The sequence below is a fragment of the Tardiphaga sp. GW822-FHT04G09 genome (assembly GCF_058800725.1).
This window is the reverse complement of the sequence record NZ_JBXAMO010000012.1, coordinates 32,475-49,531: the sequence shown is the minus strand read 5'-3', so window position 1 is coordinate 49,531 and position 17,057 is coordinate 32,475. Positions and strand designations below refer to the sequence as shown.

Sequence of the window (17,057 nt, the reverse complement as noted above, 5' to 3'; positions counted from 1 at the left end):
AATAGCGGTTTAACCGATTGCGACCATCTCTACTTGAGTCGACGCACAGCTTTAGAGAGATATGACCACAAGCTTCGCGTTCTTCGGATGGATCACGAGATTGGTAGTGGAGGGTCAAGGCATGACGAATGGGTTAAGTGGTCCGAACTGTATGCGAGCAGCGGAACTACCGCTCAAGCATCAGTATCTCCGGAAGCAGGTCACCCCGATTCATGCATCGGATATTCCAGAACTTTATTGATTCCCTTTTGGGAGCGACGAGCTCTGATGCCCTTCGCGATGCCATGTCGCAGGCGGCAGCTGGGCTCGATCTGAATTGCTTCGCTTACCTCTCCATGCCGGAAAAAGCAGGAGACCGGCCGGAGTTGATCTCAAATTATCCAGCCGCTTGGACGACGCATTATTTGCAACGCCACTACGAGCGCTTCGACCCTGTGATTAGTCGGGCGCTCGGCCATCCCGAACCTTTCGAATGGGGGCTTGGATTCGGCTCATTTGCGCTATCAAGTTCTCAAGAGTTGTTTGAGGAGGCCGCGAGGTTCGGCATTCGTTGTGGTTTCACGATCCCGATCCACAGCGACAGCGGCCCAGTTGCGGCGGTGACATTTGCGGCAGGCGAGCGACGACCGCAGTTCGACCGGATCATTAATGAACACGCACGTGTGTTGCAGCTTATGGCGATGTATTTTCACGCACACGCGCGGCGGGGGAAAGGCAGCGCTCGGCTCATTATTGGCGCGGCGCTATCGCCACGCGAAACGGAATGTCTAGAATGGGCTGCGCAAGGTAAATCCGCTTGGGAAATCGGAATTATTCTCGGCCTTTCGAGACACACGGTCGCGACTTATCTTGAAAACGCAAAAATCAAATTAGGTGTGCGTACAATCGTGCAGGCAGTGGCCCGCTTCGCGGCATTCAAATCGTTTGAACAATGACTCATTTGCATATTCGCATCCCTTAGTTGCGGGAGGTGACTCAATCACCTTGCTCGCCTTCAATGGCCGTTATTGGTCCCAGAGCCGGAGGCGGTACATGATGCAACTCATTACACCTGATCACTGTGGTAACTTTATTGGAACAGTTACTGAAATGCATCGTCTACGGTACCGCGTGTTTAAGGAACGGCTAGATTGGGATGTCCATTTCAGTAATGATATGGAGATTGACGAATTCGACGCGCTTCGTCCCGCCTATTTGATCCAGCGAGCAAGCGACAATCGAGTACAAGGCTGCGTGCGCCTACTTCCTTCGACCGGCCCTACGATGCTTCGCGATACTTTTCCCGTTCTCCTGGACGGAGCTTGCTCTCCTGCTAGCCCTACTGTTTGGGAAAGCAGCCGCTTTGCGCTTGATGTTGCTACCGACGCGCCCAAGGGGGCTCACGGCCTAGCAACGGCCACTTACGAACTTTTCGCGGGCATGATCGAGTTCGGATTGTCGCGACAGCTGACCGAGATCGTCACTGTAACCGATGTCCGGATGGAGCGGATCTTGCGCCGGGCCGGATGGCCTCTGCGGCGACTAGGTAAGCCTCGCCCGCTCGGCAGCACGTTGGCAGTTGCAGGCTATCTCGAGATCTCGTCAGAAGCGTTGGCGCGCGTGCATACCGCAGGTGGACTGCAAGGACCCGTGCTATGGGCGCCAGTTGCATTCATGGCTGCCTGAGACATTACTGTACAGCCTCTGCGAAATACCCCTAGCGACGCATGAAGCCGATGTCTCGCTGTGTCCCCTTCACACGAGTTATTGAACACGAGAACATGGCAGAGAGAACCATGGCGAACGACAGGCGGCCACCAAACGCCCGACGGCTAGGTGTTGATCTACAAAGGTTGCGACTTGCGGTTATCGCGGCGGATACTGGCAGCTTTCGGCAAGCAGCGAGTCTCTTGCTGCTTCGCCAATCACAGGTTAGCCGAAGTGTTCGTCAACTTGAGGACTCGATTGGCACTATGGTGTTCAAGCGTTCCAGCGTCGGGGTGAAGCCGACGCCGGAGGGCCGCGAGTTCCTCAGGACGGCAAGGATTATTTTAGAGCAAGTCGATGCGCTCATGGCAGCCGCACAAACCGGACGCGAGCACACAGGTCGTTTGGCCATCGGTTTATTCACCTCTCTATCAACTGGAAACCTACGAGAAACCCTGATTGATTTCAGAAAACATTATCCGCACATTAAGGTCGCGACTGTTGAGCGATCGCGGCTGCGCCTCGAGACGTCACTTCGCCGCGGAGCGCTGGACATCCTGATCTTGACCGGCGCGAAGCCTATATCTGAATGTCGCACGTGTCCGCTTTGGAGCGAACGAATTTTGGTGGCTGTGCCACCGGACCACTTTTTGGCAACTCGTGACGTCGTTCAGTGGAATGACCTTCAGAACGAAACCGTGTTGCTTAGCCAGTACGATCCCGGTCACGAGCTAGGAGAAGTGTTGTTCGCTAAGCTATCTTCGCCGAATGATCGACCGAGAATAGAGCGCCACGATGTCAGCCGAAGTATCATAAAAAGCTTGATCAGCATGGAATCTGGGATCAGCCTGGTTCTGGAATCTGATATTGGCGCCAGTTCTGCTGGTTTGCTTTACAAGGAGCTGAGCGATGGATCGAGGTCTAGTTACTTGCGTTTTTCGGCAAACTGGCGGAGCGAGAACGACAATCCTGCTCTTCGCTCCTTTCTGAAATTGTTGGCCCGGCGTTACCCCTCTTTCACGCTTGAAGCGTGAGGTTCGCGGCGTAACCTCGCAAATCCCCGATCCGTCGCCATGAAGCGCATCAACATGGGCGCAATCAGCTTTGACGGATCATTGATCGGCTGGCCGGTTTCACGTGCGTGGGCTCTCGCATAGGCGACGAGATCACGATGCACCACGGCCGGCAATTCGACGGTGACCTTGACGGGCTTGTCGTCAGCAAGCACTCCGATTTTGAGCTTGGCCATCTTCATTCCTCACCCTCTGTAAGGCTCTAATACGAGGTCGCGATTAACGATCACGCGCACCGGGAATCCCGGCCTGATTGTTAGCGTTGGCTGAATATTGAGACTGCGTTCAACGATCTTCTGGCCAGTTCGGTTGAAGCTGTCGCTCGATCCACGACGAAGTGCCTGGATGATATCGCCATTGTTGCCAGTGTCGGAGCCGGCTCCCACTTCGCTGCCGACTGCCAGCAAGGTAGACAGCATTGCCGCCTTGAAGAGAGCACTCCAATGATTGTTGACCTCGTCTTCTAAACCAGCATAACCGCCCGTATCCGCGCCAGGCTGACGTTCGAGCACGATCGAACGGCCGTTCGGCATGATCAAGCGCGTCCAGACCAGCAGTACGCGTGACTGACCGAATGCGACCTGGCTGTCGTAGATTCCGATCAAACGAGCGCCCTGCGGGATAAGGAGCAAGCGACCGGAAGGTGTGTCAAAAACATTCTCGGTCACCTGCGCCGTGATCTGCCCGGGCAGATCTGAGCGGATGCCGGTGATGAGTGCCGCAGGAATAACCGTTCCTGCCTGAACCACATACGGCGAAGCTGGTTTCGTGACGCGGTCCGGGCTTGTGGTACGGCGATCGACCGATGCATTGACGAAGGCAAGCTTGCGATCCTGGCCGTTCTGCGCAAAGCCGTCGTCGGTTCCCGGCATGGACGACGGGGCGGCTCGGTCTGCGTTTGAGCCCTGGGCTGCAGCGGGCGTCGTCTCGCGAACATTGGTGGAGGCGAACAAACGGCTTACACGCGCGGCTTCGATCTCCTGGTCACGGCGCTGCTGCTCCTGATCAAAGCCGGTCGTGGTTGTGGTTGATGGCTGTCCCTGAGCGGCAAGGATCGGCCGGCCCAGATCACCAGGCAGCGGTGGGCCCAGCGAGGGCACCTGACGCGGAACGCCAGCATAGTCCCGCGGTAATCCGGCGACGCCATCAGCGACGTTATGATGATCGGTGCTGTAGAGTTCGTCCGACGCGGAGCCGCGAGAGCGGTTGTTTTGGAGAGCCCAAACGACGGCGCCTCCAACAAGAACCAATGCAACAGCGGTGCCTCCCGCCAGGACTTTGCGAGACAGCCGCGTGACGCGGGGATGATCTGCTCTCAACCGGAACCCATGCGCCAATTCTTCCGACCTGTTCGGCTCGCCCGGCTGCTTGTTAGTGTCATCGCCCCGGAGGTTGCTCATGACGACGACCTCCCATCGGTCCGGACAATCCGGACTTTCTGCTGGTGCTCGCCACCAAGCCGCAACTCCGCGGCCGCAAAGAGCCGATCGACGATCAGGACGTTGCCGTAGGCGCGGTAGTTTACGATCTCGGTCTTGCCGTCATGGCCAATGACAAAGAGAGGAGGCATCTCGCCTTGAACGATGCCCTGCGGGAATTCGATATAGACTTTGCGTCCATCGTCATAAGTGGTCAGCGGCCGCCAGGGCGGACCATCGCCCTCAATGGCATAGCGGAAGCGACGCTGCGTCGGATCGGGCAGCACCGGCGTCAGGGGCACGGACCGCACCCTCCCCGACCGCTCCTCCGGATAATACCAGGCGACCGAAGGCATGTAGGGTTTTTCGCGGGCGCGTAACTCGACCAGGTAGGTGCGCCGATCGGTGTTGACGACAAGATTGGTTTCGATCGAAGCGCGAGTCGGCTTCACCAGGATATGGACGCGCCGGGTATCTCCGTTGCCGCTTTCAGTATCGCCGACTACCCAACGAACGGTGTCGCCTGCCGCGACCGGGCCGGATCCCGTGAGTTGTTCGCCTTCCTCAAGCGCGATGTCTGTGATTTGTCCGGGCGCGGCGTAAACCTGGTACAGTGCACCTGGACTGTAGGCGTAGACCTGCGCGGCGTTAAAATATCCCTTTTTGCGTGGTTCGACCCGAGCCGCGCTGTTCGCCGTCTCAACCCGGCTCACCGGCTCGGTCTCCTCCTTGCTACCGAACTTACCACCAAGGGCCGGTTTCCACAGTGGCGGAACATGAAGCGGTCGCGGCTTGTCGTCGGCAGGTAGGGGCGGCGGAGGCAATGGCGGAACATCACTGTCGTAGCTGATCTCAGGTGGCGTGAACGTGGAGCAACCACTCACGGCCGAAGCGCACAACAGCAGTGCTGGAAGTATCGCCTTTCGGAGCGTCGAACCATCTGATCTCAACCAGACGGAGCGACTGCAGGAAGTCCCGCGCGGAGAAGCCATATTGCGAAATCGAGTATTCACTGCCCAAGCTCCTTCGACCAGTTGATGGCGTGGACGTAGACGCCGAGAGGATTCTTGCGCAGCCGATCGGCATCGCGCGGCGTCTCGATCACCACGGAGAGGATGGCGGTCCAGCGCTCGGTTGAACTGAGAGACCCGTTGTCATAGGCACGCTGAACCCATGCCACCCGAAAACTCTGCGTCGATGCACGAATAACACTGGACACCTCGACCGACACCTGCGCTTTGCCGAGCTTGGCAAAGGGATCGTTGGTGCGGGCGTAGTCATTGAGGGCGGCAGCACCGCGATCGGTCGTGAAGTCGTAGGCGCGCAGCCAGTTCTGACGCAGAACAATGGCGTCAGCCGGCAGACCCCGGACATCCTCGATGAAACGCGCCAGGTGATAGGCGATCTGCGGATCTGTCGGCTGGTAGTCCGTATTGGCCGGTGCCACGCGCTGGGCCTGGCCAAGACGATCGACCTCGACCACCCACGGCGTGATCGTACCTTGGGTCGATTGCCAGACAAGGCTGCCGGCGAGACCCGTCGACAACGCAAAGCACCCGAATGCCATCAATCGCCAGTTTTTTGCCTGCACGCGGGCTGACCCGATACGGTCGTCCCAGACCTGAGCTGCTTTTTGATAGGGCGTGACCGGCGCTGGCGTGCGGCCGTAGTGAACGGAGGGACGTTTAAACATCAGTGGTTTCCTTCAGAGAGATCGATCGATGCGCCGCTTCCACCATGGTCGCCCGAGCGAACGGCATGGGTAACGGCTGATGCGCCATGGCTGACGGTCTGGGCACGCTTCAAGCGCCGCGCCCAATCGGGCGGACCATCCGGAGCGGTGTTCCCGGTCTCGGCGCCAGCGCCCGCTGTGGTTGACGCCTGCCCGGCCGATTGAGCGCTATTGCTGAGAGTTGCCGCGGCCCGGCGCAGCGGGCTTGCCACTGCCGAGAGCCCGGCATCGGCGACACCGCTGAGGCCACCACTGCGATAAGCCGCGGCCGCACCGCTTGTGAGCGAGGCGCCACCTCGCGCGGCTCCCGCCATCGCTCCACCAGCGAGACCAGCACCGCCTGCAGCCAGGCCGGCGCCGGCGGCAACAATGCCGCCTGCTGCCAGTCCGGTCCCGACCGCGGCACCCGCGCCGAGTTGAGGTCCACCCGACACCAGGCCGTTAGCGATCCCAGGACCAAAAATACCAAGGCCGAGCAGTGACAGTGCCGCGAGCACCAGTGCCATGGCATCTTCAATGGTCGGCTGTCCGCCGCTGAACCCAGACGTGAATTGGGAGAAGAGCGTCGAGCCGATGCCAACAATGACGGCAAGAACCAGAACTTTAATGCCCGACGAGACGACATTGCCGAGCACGCGCTCAGCCGCAAATGCGGTCTTACCGAACAAACCAAAGGGGATCAGCACGAAGCCGGCGAGCGTTGTCAGCTTGAACTCGATGAGGGTCACGAACAGCTGGATCGCCAGAATGAAGAAGGCGAGCAGCACCACGACCCAGGCGAACAACAGAACGACGATCTGAACGAAGTTTTCGAAGAAGCTGATGTAGCCCATCAGGCCTGAGATCGAGTCGAGGATCGGCCGGCCGGCATCGAGGCCAACTTGGGCGATCCGTCCCGGCCGCAGGAAATCTGCGGATGACAGGCCTGTGCCGGAGGCTTTCAGTCCGAGACCGGCAAAGCTCTCGAACACGATACGGGCGAGATTATTCCAATTGCCGATCAGGTAGGCGAAGACGCCGACGAACAGAGTCTTTTTGACAAGCCGTGCGATCAGATCGTCATCGGTCCCCCAGCTCCAGAACAGAGCCGCAAGCGTAATGTCGATGGCAGCCAACGTCGTTGCAAGAAAGCCGACTTCGCTGCCCAGAAGGCCGAAGCCAGAATCGATATAACGGGTAAAGGTATCGAGGAACTGATCGATCACGCCGGTGCCGGTCATGGCTTACTCGCTTTCTGGGAGGACTGCCGACGGATAACCTTGCGGCATCCGGCTCTGATCTTTTGGCGGCAACGCAGACGGTTGGCTGGAGAGCGCATCATTGCCGGCGGGAGCCGTGGCATCTCCCTTCCGACCGAAAAACCGGCGCCGGTTCTCAGCCCAGATCCGGCGACAGTAGTCGTAGGTCGCCGTTTGCTCCGGCTTAACCGTTTGGCAGCGCGCAAGACTGGGAGCGAGCGTGCCCGTGGTCTGTGGGCCCGGCGAATTCGACGCCGCCTCATCGCCATCGCCGCGGAGCTGAATGGCGCACGCCGCCATCACCAGCATCAAGGAAGCGGCTGCCGCGACAAGTGGCAACCGTTTGAACCTGCTGAACGCGCTCATCAGTGAAACATCTGCACGTTTGAGGATTGGTAGCCTTGGCCCGGCGTCAGAAACCGCCGCAGCTGCTCGCGGCCCTGCTCCTGCGCCGCCGCGCGTTGAGCCGATTCAAGATTTTGCGCCCTGCCCTGCGCTGCTACGGTCGCCGTGAGATCGGCGAGTTGCTGAGCCTGAAGCGCCAGGATCTGGTTGCCGGCCTGCGTCGCCTGCAGCGCGCCGCTTGCGCCCTGACTCGATGTTACGAGCGCCGAGGTCTGGGTGCGGTTGGTGTCGAGGTTGCCGACAACGCCAGCCTGCACACGCAAAGCGTCCTGCAGCGCGGCGACCGAGTTCTGCCAACGCGATTGCGCGTTGGCGATGAGTGCCTGATTGGATTGGCCGTTCGTCGCCGACGCATAATTGGTCGAAAACGCGTGGTCGATCTGCTGTACGTCGTAGGCAATGCGTTGCGCCTGAGCGAGCAGTTGTTGGGTGCGTTGGATCGACGACTGAAGTTGCGGTAGCGACGAATATGGCAAGTTGGCCAGATTCTTCGCCTGATTGATCAGTGACTGCGCCTGGTTTTGCAGCGATGTGATCTGGTTGTTGATCTGCTGCAACTCGCGCGCCGCCGTCAGGACATTCTGAGCATAGTTGTTGGGATCGAAGACGACCCACTGCGCAGATACAGGCGACATGGCAGCAAGTGACAATGCGACAGCACCCGCCGCCGCGAGAACGCAAAGACGTCTCATAACGATGTCTCCAGATTGCTCAGATTGGGGATGAGATCGGTGGCCCACGATGCGTCGCGGTGTCGGAGCCAAGCGGGCACAAAACCGTCGCGGCCGTGTTCTGCGAGCAGCCGCTCGATTGCCGCCTGATCAGTCTTGGAAGAAGCGGCCGTAAAGGCGAGCGCAACTTCGCCCAGACCCAGCTCGAACATCCGATTGCCGCGGCGAGATTGGCAATAGTAGTCGCGCTTCGGTGTTGCCCTGCTCAAAAGCTCGATCTGCCGGTCGTTGAGACCAAAGCGGCGATAGATCGCCGTGATCTGGGGCTCGATCGCGCGTTCGTTCGGCAGCAATATGCGGGTCGGACAACTCTCGATGATGGCGGGCGCAATCGCTGAGGCATCGATGTCCGAGAGTGACTGCGTGGCGAAGATAACGGAGGCATTCTTCTTGCGCAGCGTCTTCAGCCATTCGCGCAACTGCCCGGCAAAGTCGTCGTCATCAAGCGCGAGCCAGCCTTCATCGACGATCAACAATGTAGGTCGACCGTCGAGACGATCTGCAACGCGATGGAAGAGATAGGCTAGGACTGCGGGGGCTGCGCCGGTGCCGATCAATCCTTCGGTTTCGAAAGCTTGAACCGATGCTTCGCCGAGCCGCTCGAGCTCCGCATCCAGCAACCTGCCGTAGGGTCCTCCCAAGCAATAAGGTTGCAAGGCTCGCTTCAGCGCGCTCGACTGCAGCAGAACGGAAAGACCGGTCAGCGTGCGCTCCTGGATCGGAGCCGAGGCCAGTGACGTCAAGGCGGACCACAAATGATCCTTGGCTTCCGGCGTGATCTCGATCTTTTCCCGCGCCAGGATCGCGGCGATCCATTCTGTCGCCCAGCCCCGCTCTGAGGCATCGTCGATCCAGGCCAGCGGCTGCAGCGCGACGGGTTCTGACGCATCGTCCGACAGCGCACCCCCGAGGTCATGCCAGTCGCCACCCATGGCGAGTGCAGCCGCGCGGATCGATCCGCCGAAATCGAACGCGAAGATCTGCGACCCCGGATAGCGGCGGAACTGCAACGCCATCAGCGCCAAGAGCACCGATTTCCCAGCGCCGGTCGGGCCAACCACCAGCGTATGACCGACATCGCCGACATGGAGCGAAAATCGGAACGGGGTCGAACCCTCGGCTTTTCCAAACAGCAGAGGCGGTGCCGCGAAGTGATGATCCCTCACGTCGCCGGCCCAGACCGCCGATAGCGGAATCATATGGGCCAGGTTGAGGGTTGAGACCGGTGGTTGCCGGACGTTGGCATAGGCATGACCGGGCAAACTGCCGAGCCAGGCTTCGAGAGCGTTTACCGTCTCAGTCATCGCCGTGAAGTCGCGACCCTGGATCGTCTTCTCGACCAGACGCAGCTTCTCATCGGCCGCGCGCGGGTCGTCATCCCATACGATGACAGTCGCCGTGACAAAAGCTTCACCGATCTGGTCGGAGCCCAGCTCCTGCAGCGCGGCGTCGGCGTCCATCGCCTTGTTGTGGGCATCGGTGTCGAGCAGCGTCGATGCCTCGTTCGTCATCACCTCTTTGAGGATGGCGGCGATCGACTTCCTCTTGGCGAACCATTGCCGGCGGATCTTCGTCAGCAATTTCGTGGCATCCGTCTTGTCGAGCATGATCGCGCGCGTCGACCAGCGATACGGAAATGCCAACCGATTGAGCTCGTCGAGTATTCCGGGCGTCGTCGCTGTCGGAAACCCGACGACAGTGAGAACGCGCAGATGGGACGCACCCAATGTCGGCTCGAGGCCGCCGGTCAGCGGCTGATCCGCCAGCAGCGCATCGAGATACATCGGGGTCTCGGGCACCCGAACCCGATGGCGCTTCGTCGACACACAGGAGTGCAGATACGTCAGCGTCTCCGGGTCATCCAGCCAGCCGCATTCGGGCATAAAACCCTCGACCAGTTGGAGCACCCGATCGGTGCGGTCGACGAAACCGCGCAACACTTCGCGGGCGTCGGCGTTCTCGGTGCGATCGCGGCCCTCGTAGAGAAACCGTTCGGCCCGTGCGGCATCCTCGGCCGGCGGCAGATAGAGGAAGGTGAGGAAATAGCTCGACTCATAGTGAGCTCCCGCCTCCTCGAACTGGGCTTTCCGCTCGGCATCGACCAGAGCTGACGCCACATCCGGGAACATGCTTGCCGGATACCGGAATGCAGCATGGCGCTGAGCCTCGACAAACACAGCCCAGCCCGAACCGAGGCGGCGCAAGGCACTGTTGAGGCGGCCGGCGACGGCGACGAGTTCGGCCGGGACTGCGCTGTCGAGATCTGGTCCGCGGAACCTCGCGGTGCGCTGGAACGAACCATCCTTGTTGAGGACGACGCCCTCCCCGACCAATGCGGCCCACGGCAGGAAATCAGCAAGACGCGTGTTTGAGTGGCGGTATTCGGCAAGATTCATCATGACTGAAAACTCAAATGCTGAGATGACCGGGAATGCGCAGATGACGCCGCACCACATCGACGAAGGCGGGATCACGCTTGGCAGCCCACACGGCGGCCGCATGGCCTATCGCCCAGAGCAGAAGACCTGCGATCCAGAGCCGCAGACCGAGACCAAGGGCGGCTGCGAGCGTGCCGTTGACGATGGCGACCGCCCGGGGCGCGCCCCCCATCAAGATCGGTTCGGTCAGCGCGCGATGCACGGGGGCAATGAGGCCAGCGACGGGCTCGTCCATCAGATCAAGACCCCACCGCCAAACGAGAAGAACGACAAAAAGAAGCTCGATGCGGCGAAGGCGATAGACAGGCCGAACACAATCTGGATCAGCCGGCGAAAACCACCGGAGGAGTCGCCGAATGCGAGCGTCAGACCCGTGACGATGATGATGATCACCGCGATGATCTTGGCGACCGGTCCCTCGACCGATTGCAGGATCTGATTGAGCGGCTGCTCCCACGGCATGTTGGATCCGGCAGCCCAAGCCGGAGCGGCAGCGAATAGAACCATTCCCGATACGGTGAGCGACAAAGCACGTAAGGAAAGAGATGAGCGAGATCTCATGTTTGGTCTCCTGCTGGTGAAAGGCTGTAGTCGCCGGCGGGTCCGAGCCCGGTGACGTGAGCGAGTTCGGTAAGACGGCGATCCGCGCCGCGGCCTGCAAGCACGGCAACGATGTTGATGGTTTCAGCGATCAGGGCGCGCGGAACGGTGATGACCGCTTCCTGGATGAGCTGCTCAAGCCGGCGCAATGCGCCGAGCGCGGTCCCAGCATGAATGGTGCCGATGCCACCGGGATGGCCAGTGCCCCAGGCCTTGAGGAGGTCGAGCGCCTCGGCGCCGCGCACCTCGCCGATGGGGATGCGGTCCGGTCGCAAACGAAGTGACGACCGCACGAGATCTGACAGTGAGACCACGCCGTCCTTGGTGCGTAAAGCCACGAGGTTCGGCGCCTTGCACTGCAGTTCGCGCGTATCCTCGATCAGCACGACGCGGTCGGAGGTTTTGGCGACTTCCGCAAGAAGGGCGTTAGTCAACGTGGTCTTGCCGGTGGAGGTACCGCCGGCGACCATAATGTTACTGCGATTAGCAACCGAACGCCGCAAAGCCTCAGCTTGGTCCAAGGTCATGATGCCGGCGGCGACGTAGTCGTCGAGCGTGAACACGGCTACCGCTGGCTTACGGATAGCAAACGCAGGCGCCGCGACCACAGGCGGCAGCAGACCTTCGAAGCGCTCTCCGGTCTCGGGCAGTTCAGCGGAAACGCGCGGCGCACCAGCATGCACTTCCGCACCAACGTGGTGCGCCACCAGCCGAACGATGCGTTCTCCGTCGGCGGCCGAGAGGGTGTCTCCTGTGTCGGTCAAGCCGTTCGACAGCCGGTCGATCCACAACCGGCCATCGGGGTTGAGCATCACCTCGACGATCGAGGCGTCCTCAAGGTATCGCGCAATAGCGGGCCCAAGTGCGCTACGGAGCATGCGCGCGCCGCGCGAGATCGCCTCTGCTTGAGCCGAATGAATTGCCACCGCCGCCCCCAACATCGAGGCGCTGAGAAGTGCCTCTGATGCGGAGAAGAGAAAAACCAGGAACTGCCGCTGAGCAACAACACACCCAAGACGATCGTAGACTAGCGTAGAAATAGAAAGGCTCGGCGAGATGAGTGCGAGACTTTTTCTATTGAGGCAATGAAGTGGCTCGCACCTCGTAGAGCGCTTGGATCGCCACACCGACCGCTAAGGTTATTCCAGATTGTTCCGCATCAAACCTCTAGCATTTAGTCCGACCGTAATCCGTGACCGTCGCTATTGGGAAGAAGCTGAGACGCTGAGACTGTCGAGAGGGAGCGAGGGACAGGCGAGGTGATCGGCGGCCTCGGCAGCTGAAGAAAGTTCGCACGGCTGAATCGCGCTACCTCGACATCCTGGTCCCGGCGCTAGTGCACCGTCGTGCAATCCTGCACAGGAATACGTTACTAGGCCGCGGGCATCGATAGTCCAACCTATCTTCACATTGCCTTCGGTTTGGTCACCGTCGGGCGCGCTGGCTGAACTATTGCGTATCGAGAGTACCCAGCTCCGCGATATCGACAGCGAACGGCTTCGCAACGCCCTCCCGGATTCAGTCTGGGCGGTCGTCGATAACCCGAGCGCCTGACGCTCGGTGTACGACCATCTCAAGAACGGTACGTTAAACCAAGAGAGAATTACAGGACGCTCACAGCCACGAAATCCGTCGCGGACAACCCTCCGCGCGCGATACACCGTCGTTAGCGCGCTACGTGAGAATACCGATTGCTACGCTCTGAGATGCCTTAACGCTCAGATTAGCGCAAGGTGAATGAGTGCCGCAACGACAATGAGCGCTACTATGCTCAGCGCCCAGATCACGACCAGCCACGCGACCCGCTTAAGTGTAGTGGCTTCGCCGATTTTCATTAGTGATATCCTTCGCCGACTTTCCCACGAAAAACCCAATAAGACCAAGCAGTATAAGCGATGATGATCGGGACAATGATGATCACACCCACTAGCATGAAGCTTTGGCTTTGCGCGGGAGCAGCGGCTTGCCATATCGTTACTGACCTCGGCACAACGTAGGGGTATATGCTGATACCCAGACCAGCGAACCCGAGCAGAAACAAGCCAAGCGCGCACAGGAACGGTACTTTCTCGAGCCCGCGCCCCAATGACCAGAACAGCGCAATCGCCATTGCGACGACCAGCAAAGGCACTTGTGACGTCAGCAGAAAGCCGGGCATCGCAAACCAGCGGCGCCAATAATCGTAGTCGAGGAACGGTGTAGCTGTGCTGACAGCAGCAATGGCGAGCAGCGTCGCAAGAGCGAGCCGAAAAGACACGCGGCGAGCGTGGGCCTGGATGGAACCTTCAGTTTTGCCGATCAGCCATGTCGCCCCCAGCAACGCATATCCGATCGCGACCGACAGCCCGGTGAGAATTGTAAAGGGCGTGAGCCAGTCGAGCCAACCGCCGCCAAATGCCTCGTCCCGGACATCGATGCCTTGCAGGATTGCGCCGAGGATCATGCCTTGCGCAACTGCGGCCGTGAGCGAGCCCGACATGAAAGCCCAGTCCCACCAAAAACGATGGTCCGGATCACGCCACCGGAACTCGAACGCTACGCCACGAAATACCAGACCGAGCAACATCGCGATAACCAGCGGATAGGTCGCTGTCAGGATGATCCCATAAGCGAGTGGAAATGCGGCGAGAAGTCCGCCGCCCCCGAGTACCAGCCACGTTTCGTTGCCGTCCCAAACCGGAGCGATGGAATTCATTGCTGCATCGCGTTCGGCACCGACGTCGAATGCCGGAAACAGAATACCTATTCCCAAATCAAAGCCGTCCATAACGACATAGGCGAAAATGCCAAAGCCGATGATCGCTGCCCATGCAATAGTGAGGTCCAAGCTAGAGAACACGTTGATCAAACCTTCTTATGACGGGGCGCCGACAGCGTCGCGGCCGACGTGATACCGGCGGCGTGGCGCGGGGTGCGGCGCGGTTCGCGCTCATGCGGCTCCGGAGGCTTAACCATGAGGCGCAGCACATAAAAACCCCCCATACCGAACACGATGAAGTAGATGACGACGAACGCCATCAGCGATGCGCCGACCGCAGTAACAGATAGCGGCGAGCGTGAATCGCTCGTGAGCAAATGACCATGAACTGTCCACGGCTGCCGACCGACCTCTGTCGTGATCCACCCCGCCAATACGGCGATAAATCCTGACGGAGCCATAAACACTGAGGCGAATTGCAGACGACGTGAACTGTACAATCTGCCGCGTAAACGCGCCCAAATGCCCCAGCCCGCCATCGCAAGCATCGCAACACCGATCGCTACCATAACGCGGAACGACCAAAACACGATTGCGGTGGGCGGCCTTTGATCACGCGGAAAGTCCTTCAAGCCCGGAAATGGCGCGTTGAGGTCATGCTTAAGGATCAGCGAACTCAGTCGCGGCACCTGAAGCGCATAGTCTACGCGCTGATCGGTGTCGCTTGGGAATCCGAAAAGAATCAATGGTGCGCCGTTTGGGTGGGCTTCATAATGGCCCTCCATGGCGAGAACCTTCGCTGGCTGATGTTCGAGCGTGTTCAATCCATGAACATCACCTGCCACGATCTGAAGGGGCGCCAGCACTGCGATCAAACCGAATCCCATAGCGAACATTTTGCGCGCGCCCGGATTATCGCGATCGCGTAGGAGATGCCATGCGCCAACACCGCTGACCACGAATGCAGTGGTCAGATAGGCTGCAACAACGGTATGCACCAATCGGTAGGGAAAACTGGGATTGAAGATGATTGGCCACCACCCATCCGCAGGAACAAATTGGCCGCGTGCATTGACGACAAATCCGGTTGGGGTGTGCATCCAACTATTTGCGCTCAGGATCCAGGTAGCAGAGATCAGCGTTCCCAGTGCCACCATGCAGGTTGCAAAAAAGTGCAGCTTGGGGCCGACCTTGGTGATGCCGAACAGCATCACACCAAGAAAGCCTGCCTCGAGAAAGAAGGCGGTGAGCACTTCGTAGGCCATCAGCGGCCCGATGATGGAGCCAGCCTTGTCCGAAAAGGCCGACCAGTTGGTGCCAAACTGGTAGGACATTACAATACCAGACACGACACCCATGCCAAACACGATAGCGAATATCCTCAACCAGAAGCGATACAGATTCGCGTAGACGCCGCGACCTGTCTTCAGCCAGAGCCCTTCCAGAACCATCAGGAAGCTCGCAAGCCCAATCGAAAATGCTGGAAAGACAAAGTGAAAAGACACAGTGAATGCGAACTGTATTCTTGCGAGTGTCAGTGCGACGTCCATGCTGTCCGTTTTCCCATGCCACGCACTGCCTTGCGTCGCGTTAGCGACGCTCAATGCGAAATTTGTGAGACAAGTGCGATCTATTTAGTCTTCGACGCCCTTCAACACGCGCGCTTTGGAAGATGAATCTATCGGAGGGTTCTCGGTCGTTGCTTCATTTTGCTGCGCCACGACGAGGACGATCGTAAGTGCGATTAGCGCGCCAATCACAACGTGAAGACCTCGCCTGAACATCTGCTCGCCTCGAGTCGGCATTCAAACTCTCCATCTTGACATCGCGCGTAGCGATGCCAACTCTGATGCAATCGTTCGCGCTCTAACTTTACTGCGCTACGAGGACACATGCTGTAGTTAGATAAATCGAGGCAATCGATAAGACAAAATGTCCAATGCGTATGCAAATGAACAGAGCCGCTTCGCGAAGAGATAGATCGAGATTGAGCTAGGCCCGCCAGAGAACGCTTCTATCTCGCCGATATGTGTAGTTATAGGCCTTGGGGGGCACGATGACGCTGACCATTGGTCGTCGCTTGAGGTTGGACATTTTGTCCACGCGGAAAACAGCGCATCGCGACTACACTATAACGATAACGGGTGAACACCGCGCTCTGCTGAAGAGGAACTTTCGACCGCAATTCCTCTTGGCATGAATAGCGAGCTATGATTTTATCGCCTCGGCACCAGACCGTGCAGTGGAGACACCTAAAGATGAGCTGCGTAGAATCCGAGCGCGTCAATCGACTAACAACAATAATATCACTTTGAGAGACGGTCGCGGATTGGGTGCGATTGACACAGCACCCGCCGAAGCGTTCGCAAAGTGCTGCAGTCCTGGTCTAGACGGATTAACAACACCGTTCATCCGTCACGTGTCAGTTGCGCAACTTTCCGACCAACGATAGATCGATATCGATCCCCCGTCGTAACACCAGCTCCCGGTCAATCGGTTCCGGTCACTGACCAGGCGTTTGTCTGTCGGAAAACAATCAAATTTCGGCAAAGGATGTCACCGCCCGGTGGGAGGTTGCCTTGTATCCGGTGAGCAAGCCTGCCGTAAACCAGATCAGACAGCCCGTGCATACCGAGTGGGAGACTTCCAAGATTAGATGACGGGGCGTCATGTGCGATTCAATACGATGAGCTGGCAGACTTCTGCGTGGCAGGTCGCGCGCGTCGATTTCGTCGGCAGGCACTAACTTGGCTCGCGTGCATAAGCTGCATATCGATGACACGGCCCGGCCACGAACCGCGGAAAGATTCCGGCTGAGCATGATTGCGATTTCGCGGCTCGTAACGCGCTTGAATACGAGCTCCCGCAGGCGATCATCATCCGTTTGACTCCACGGACCTTGCCTGACGCGTAATCCCTGCGAACGCAAGCCATCGTTCGATACGGCGGATAGCGAGTTCCATCGGCGATGCATGTACCGTTTCGACAGATGAGCGCAATATCAGTAAGGGTTGTTCTGTGAATTCAGAGATGCTCAA

At 59.0% G+C, this 17,057-nt stretch carries 17 protein-coding genes; 3 read left to right on the top strand and 14 right to left on the bottom strand.

Going from position 1 to position 17,057, the window contains the following annotated elements; all coding sequences use genetic code 11:
* The first annotated feature begins 212 nt into the window (after positions 1 to 212).
* From AC1RLZ_RS19885 to AC1RLZ_RS19875, 3 genes are all read left to right on the top strand, one after another.
* The gene (locus tag AC1RLZ_RS19885; RefSeq protein WP_493190027.1) at positions 213 to 935 is read left to right on the top strand and encodes a LuxR family transcriptional regulator; all 723 of its coding nucleotides are present in this window, start codon (positions 213 to 215) and stop codon (positions 933 to 935) included.
* Between the two features lie 97 nt (positions 936 to 1,032).
* Positions 1,033 to 1,665 carry an acyl-homoserine-lactone synthase gene (locus AC1RLZ_RS19880; RefSeq protein ID WP_493190026.1) on the top strand — a complete coding sequence of 211 codons (633 nt, stop codon included), beginning with the start codon at positions 1,033 to 1,035 and terminating at the stop codon, positions 1,663 to 1,665.
* Between the two features lie 41 nt (positions 1,666 to 1,706).
* Entirely contained in the window at positions 1,707 to 2,720 is a 1,014-nt protein-coding gene (locus AC1RLZ_RS19875; RefSeq protein ID WP_493190025.1) for a LysR family transcriptional regulator, read from the top strand.
* Here AC1RLZ_RS19875 and AC1RLZ_RS19870 read toward each other — a convergent pair.
* The 14 genes from AC1RLZ_RS19870 to AC1RLZ_RS19805 all read right to left on the bottom strand — a co-directional run bounded on the left by AC1RLZ_RS19870 (position 2,693) and on the right by AC1RLZ_RS19805 (position 15,569).
* The gene (locus AC1RLZ_RS19870) at positions 2,693 to 2,935 is read right to left on the bottom strand and encodes a DUF2274 domain-containing protein (protein ID WP_493190024.1); all 243 of its coding nucleotides are present in this window, start codon (positions 2,933 to 2,935) and stop codon (positions 2,693 to 2,695) included. The two genes, AC1RLZ_RS19875 and AC1RLZ_RS19870, sit on opposite strands and share 28 nt — an antisense overlap.
* A 9-nt stretch (positions 2,936 to 2,944) precedes the next feature.
* Complete coding sequence (locus AC1RLZ_RS19865; RefSeq protein ID WP_493190023.1) at positions 2,945 to 4,159, bottom strand: TraB/TrbI/VirB10 family type IV secretion system protein; 1,215 nt, start codon at positions 4,157 to 4,159, stop codon at positions 2,945 to 2,947.
* Complete coding sequence (trbG, locus tag AC1RLZ_RS19860; RefSeq protein WP_493190117.1) at positions 4,156 to 5,169, bottom strand: P-type conjugative transfer protein TrbG; 1,014 nt, start codon at positions 5,167 to 5,169, stop codon at positions 4,156 to 4,158. The genes AC1RLZ_RS19865 and trbG overlap by 4 nt, the downstream gene beginning before the upstream one ends.
* 17 nt (positions 5,170 to 5,186) lie before the next feature.
* A complete protein-coding gene (gene trbF, locus AC1RLZ_RS19855; protein ID WP_493190022.1) occupies positions 5,187 to 5,870 on the bottom strand; it encodes a conjugal transfer protein TrbF in 684 nt (227 codons plus the stop codon).
* On the bottom strand, positions 5,870 to 7,129 hold the full coding sequence (gene trbL / locus AC1RLZ_RS19850) for a P-type conjugative transfer protein TrbL (RefSeq protein ID WP_493190021.1): 1,260 nt from the start codon (positions 7,127 to 7,129) through the stop codon (positions 5,870 to 5,872). The genes trbF and trbL overlap by 1 nt, the downstream gene beginning before the upstream one ends.
* A gap of 3 nt (positions 7,130 to 7,132) precedes the next feature.
* Positions 7,133 to 7,513: a putative entry exclusion protein TrbK-alt gene (trbK-alt, locus tag AC1RLZ_RS19845; protein WP_493190020.1), complete on the bottom strand. Its 381-nt coding sequence runs from the start codon at positions 7,511 to 7,513 to the stop codon at positions 7,133 to 7,135.
* On the bottom strand, positions 7,513 to 8,244 hold the full coding sequence (trbJ, locus tag AC1RLZ_RS19840) for a P-type conjugative transfer protein TrbJ (RefSeq protein ID WP_493190019.1): 732 nt from the start codon (positions 8,242 to 8,244) through the stop codon (positions 7,513 to 7,515). Before trbJ ends, trbK-alt begins: the two co-directional genes overlap by 1 nt.
* On the bottom strand, positions 8,241 to 10,682 hold the full coding sequence (gene trbE, locus AC1RLZ_RS19835; protein ID WP_493190018.1) for a conjugal transfer protein TrbE: 2,442 nt from the start codon (positions 10,680 to 10,682) through the stop codon (positions 8,241 to 8,243). The genes trbJ and trbE overlap by 4 nt, the downstream gene beginning before the upstream one ends.
* 10 nt (positions 10,683 to 10,692) lie before the next feature.
* Positions 10,693 to 10,956, bottom strand: coding sequence for a VirB3 family type IV secretion system protein (locus AC1RLZ_RS19830; protein ID WP_493190017.1), 264 nt, complete (start codon positions 10,954 to 10,956; stop codon positions 10,693 to 10,695).
* Positions 10,956 to 11,282, bottom strand: a complete 327-nt coding sequence (locus tag AC1RLZ_RS19825; protein ID WP_493190016.1) for a TrbC/VirB2 family type IV secretion system protein — start codon at positions 11,280 to 11,282, stop codon at positions 10,956 to 10,958. The genes AC1RLZ_RS19830 and AC1RLZ_RS19825 overlap by 1 nt, the downstream gene beginning before the upstream one ends.
* Positions 11,279 to 12,262 carry a P-type conjugative transfer ATPase TrbB gene (gene trbB / locus AC1RLZ_RS19820; protein ID WP_493190015.1) on the bottom strand — a complete coding sequence of 328 codons (984 nt, stop codon included), beginning with the start codon at positions 12,260 to 12,262 and terminating at the stop codon, positions 11,279 to 11,281. Before trbB ends, AC1RLZ_RS19825 begins: the two co-directional genes overlap by 4 nt.
* 777 nt (positions 12,263 to 13,039) lie before the next feature.
* Complete coding sequence (locus AC1RLZ_RS19815) at positions 13,040 to 13,156, bottom strand: DUF2474 family protein (protein WP_493190014.1); 117 nt, start codon at positions 13,154 to 13,156, stop codon at positions 13,040 to 13,042.
* Entirely contained in the window at positions 13,156 to 14,160 is a 1,005-nt protein-coding gene (gene cydB, locus AC1RLZ_RS19810) for a cytochrome d ubiquinol oxidase subunit II (RefSeq protein ID WP_493190116.1), read from the bottom strand. The genes AC1RLZ_RS19815 and cydB overlap by 1 nt, the downstream gene beginning before the upstream one ends.
* 5 nt (positions 14,161 to 14,165) lie before the next feature.
* Positions 14,166 to 15,569, bottom strand: coding sequence for a cytochrome ubiquinol oxidase subunit I (locus tag AC1RLZ_RS19805; protein WP_493190013.1), 1,404 nt, complete (start codon positions 15,567 to 15,569; stop codon positions 14,166 to 14,168).
* Between the last annotated feature and the right edge of the window lie 1,488 nt (positions 15,570 to 17,057).

Coding starts and splice junctions, on each gene's coding strand:
- AC1RLZ_RS19815 (WP_493190014.1), bottom strand. CDS start 13,156: ATGAAAATCGGCGAAGCCACTACACTTAAGCGGGTCGCGTGGCTGGTC.
- trbE (WP_493190018.1), bottom strand. CDS start 10,682: ATGATGAATCTTGCCGAATACCGCCACTCAAACACGCGTCTTGCTGAT.
- trbB (WP_493190015.1), bottom strand. CDS start 12,262: ATGTTGGGGGCGGCGGTGGCAATTCATTCGGCTCAAGCAGAGGCGATC.
- trbJ (WP_493190019.1), bottom strand. CDS start 8,244: ATGAGACGTCTTTGCGTTCTCGCGGCGGCGGGTGCTGTCGCATTGTCA.
- AC1RLZ_RS19805 (WP_493190013.1), bottom strand. CDS start 15,569: ATGGACGTCGCACTGACACTCGCAAGAATACAGTTCGCATTCACTGTG.
- trbL (WP_493190021.1), bottom strand. CDS start 7,129: ATGACCGGCACCGGCGTGATCGATCAGTTCCTCGATACCTTTACCCGT.
- trbG (WP_493190117.1), bottom strand. CDS start 5,169: ATGGCTTCTCCGCGCGGGACTTCCTGCAGTCGCTCCGTCTGGTTGAGA.
- AC1RLZ_RS19865 (WP_493190023.1), bottom strand. CDS start 4,159: ATGAGCAACCTCCGGGGCGATGACACTAACAAGCAGCCGGGCGAGCCG.
- trbF (WP_493190022.1), bottom strand. CDS start 5,870: ATGTTTAAACGTCCCTCCGTTCACTACGGCCGCACGCCAGCGCCGGTC.
- AC1RLZ_RS19825 (WP_493190016.1), bottom strand. CDS start 11,282: ATGAGATCTCGCTCATCTCTTTCCTTACGTGCTTTGTCGCTCACCGTA.
- AC1RLZ_RS19870 (WP_493190024.1), bottom strand. CDS start 2,935: ATGGCCAAGCTCAAAATCGGAGTGCTTGCTGACGACAAGCCCGTCAAG.
- AC1RLZ_RS19875 (WP_493190025.1), top strand. CDS start 1,707: ATGAAGCCGATGTCTCGCTGTGTCCCCTTCACACGAGTTATTGAACAC.
- AC1RLZ_RS19880 (WP_493190026.1), top strand. CDS start 1,033: ATGATGCAACTCATTACACCTGATCACTGTGGTAACTTTATTGGAACA.
- trbK-alt (WP_493190020.1), bottom strand. CDS start 7,513: ATGAGCGCGTTCAGCAGGTTCAAACGGTTGCCACTTGTCGCGGCAGCC.
- AC1RLZ_RS19885 (WP_493190027.1), top strand. CDS start 213: ATGCATCGGATATTCCAGAACTTTATTGATTCCCTTTTGGGAGCGACG.
- AC1RLZ_RS19830 (WP_493190017.1), bottom strand. CDS start 10,956: ATGGACGAGCCCGTCGCTGGCCTCATTGCCCCCGTGCATCGCGCGCTG.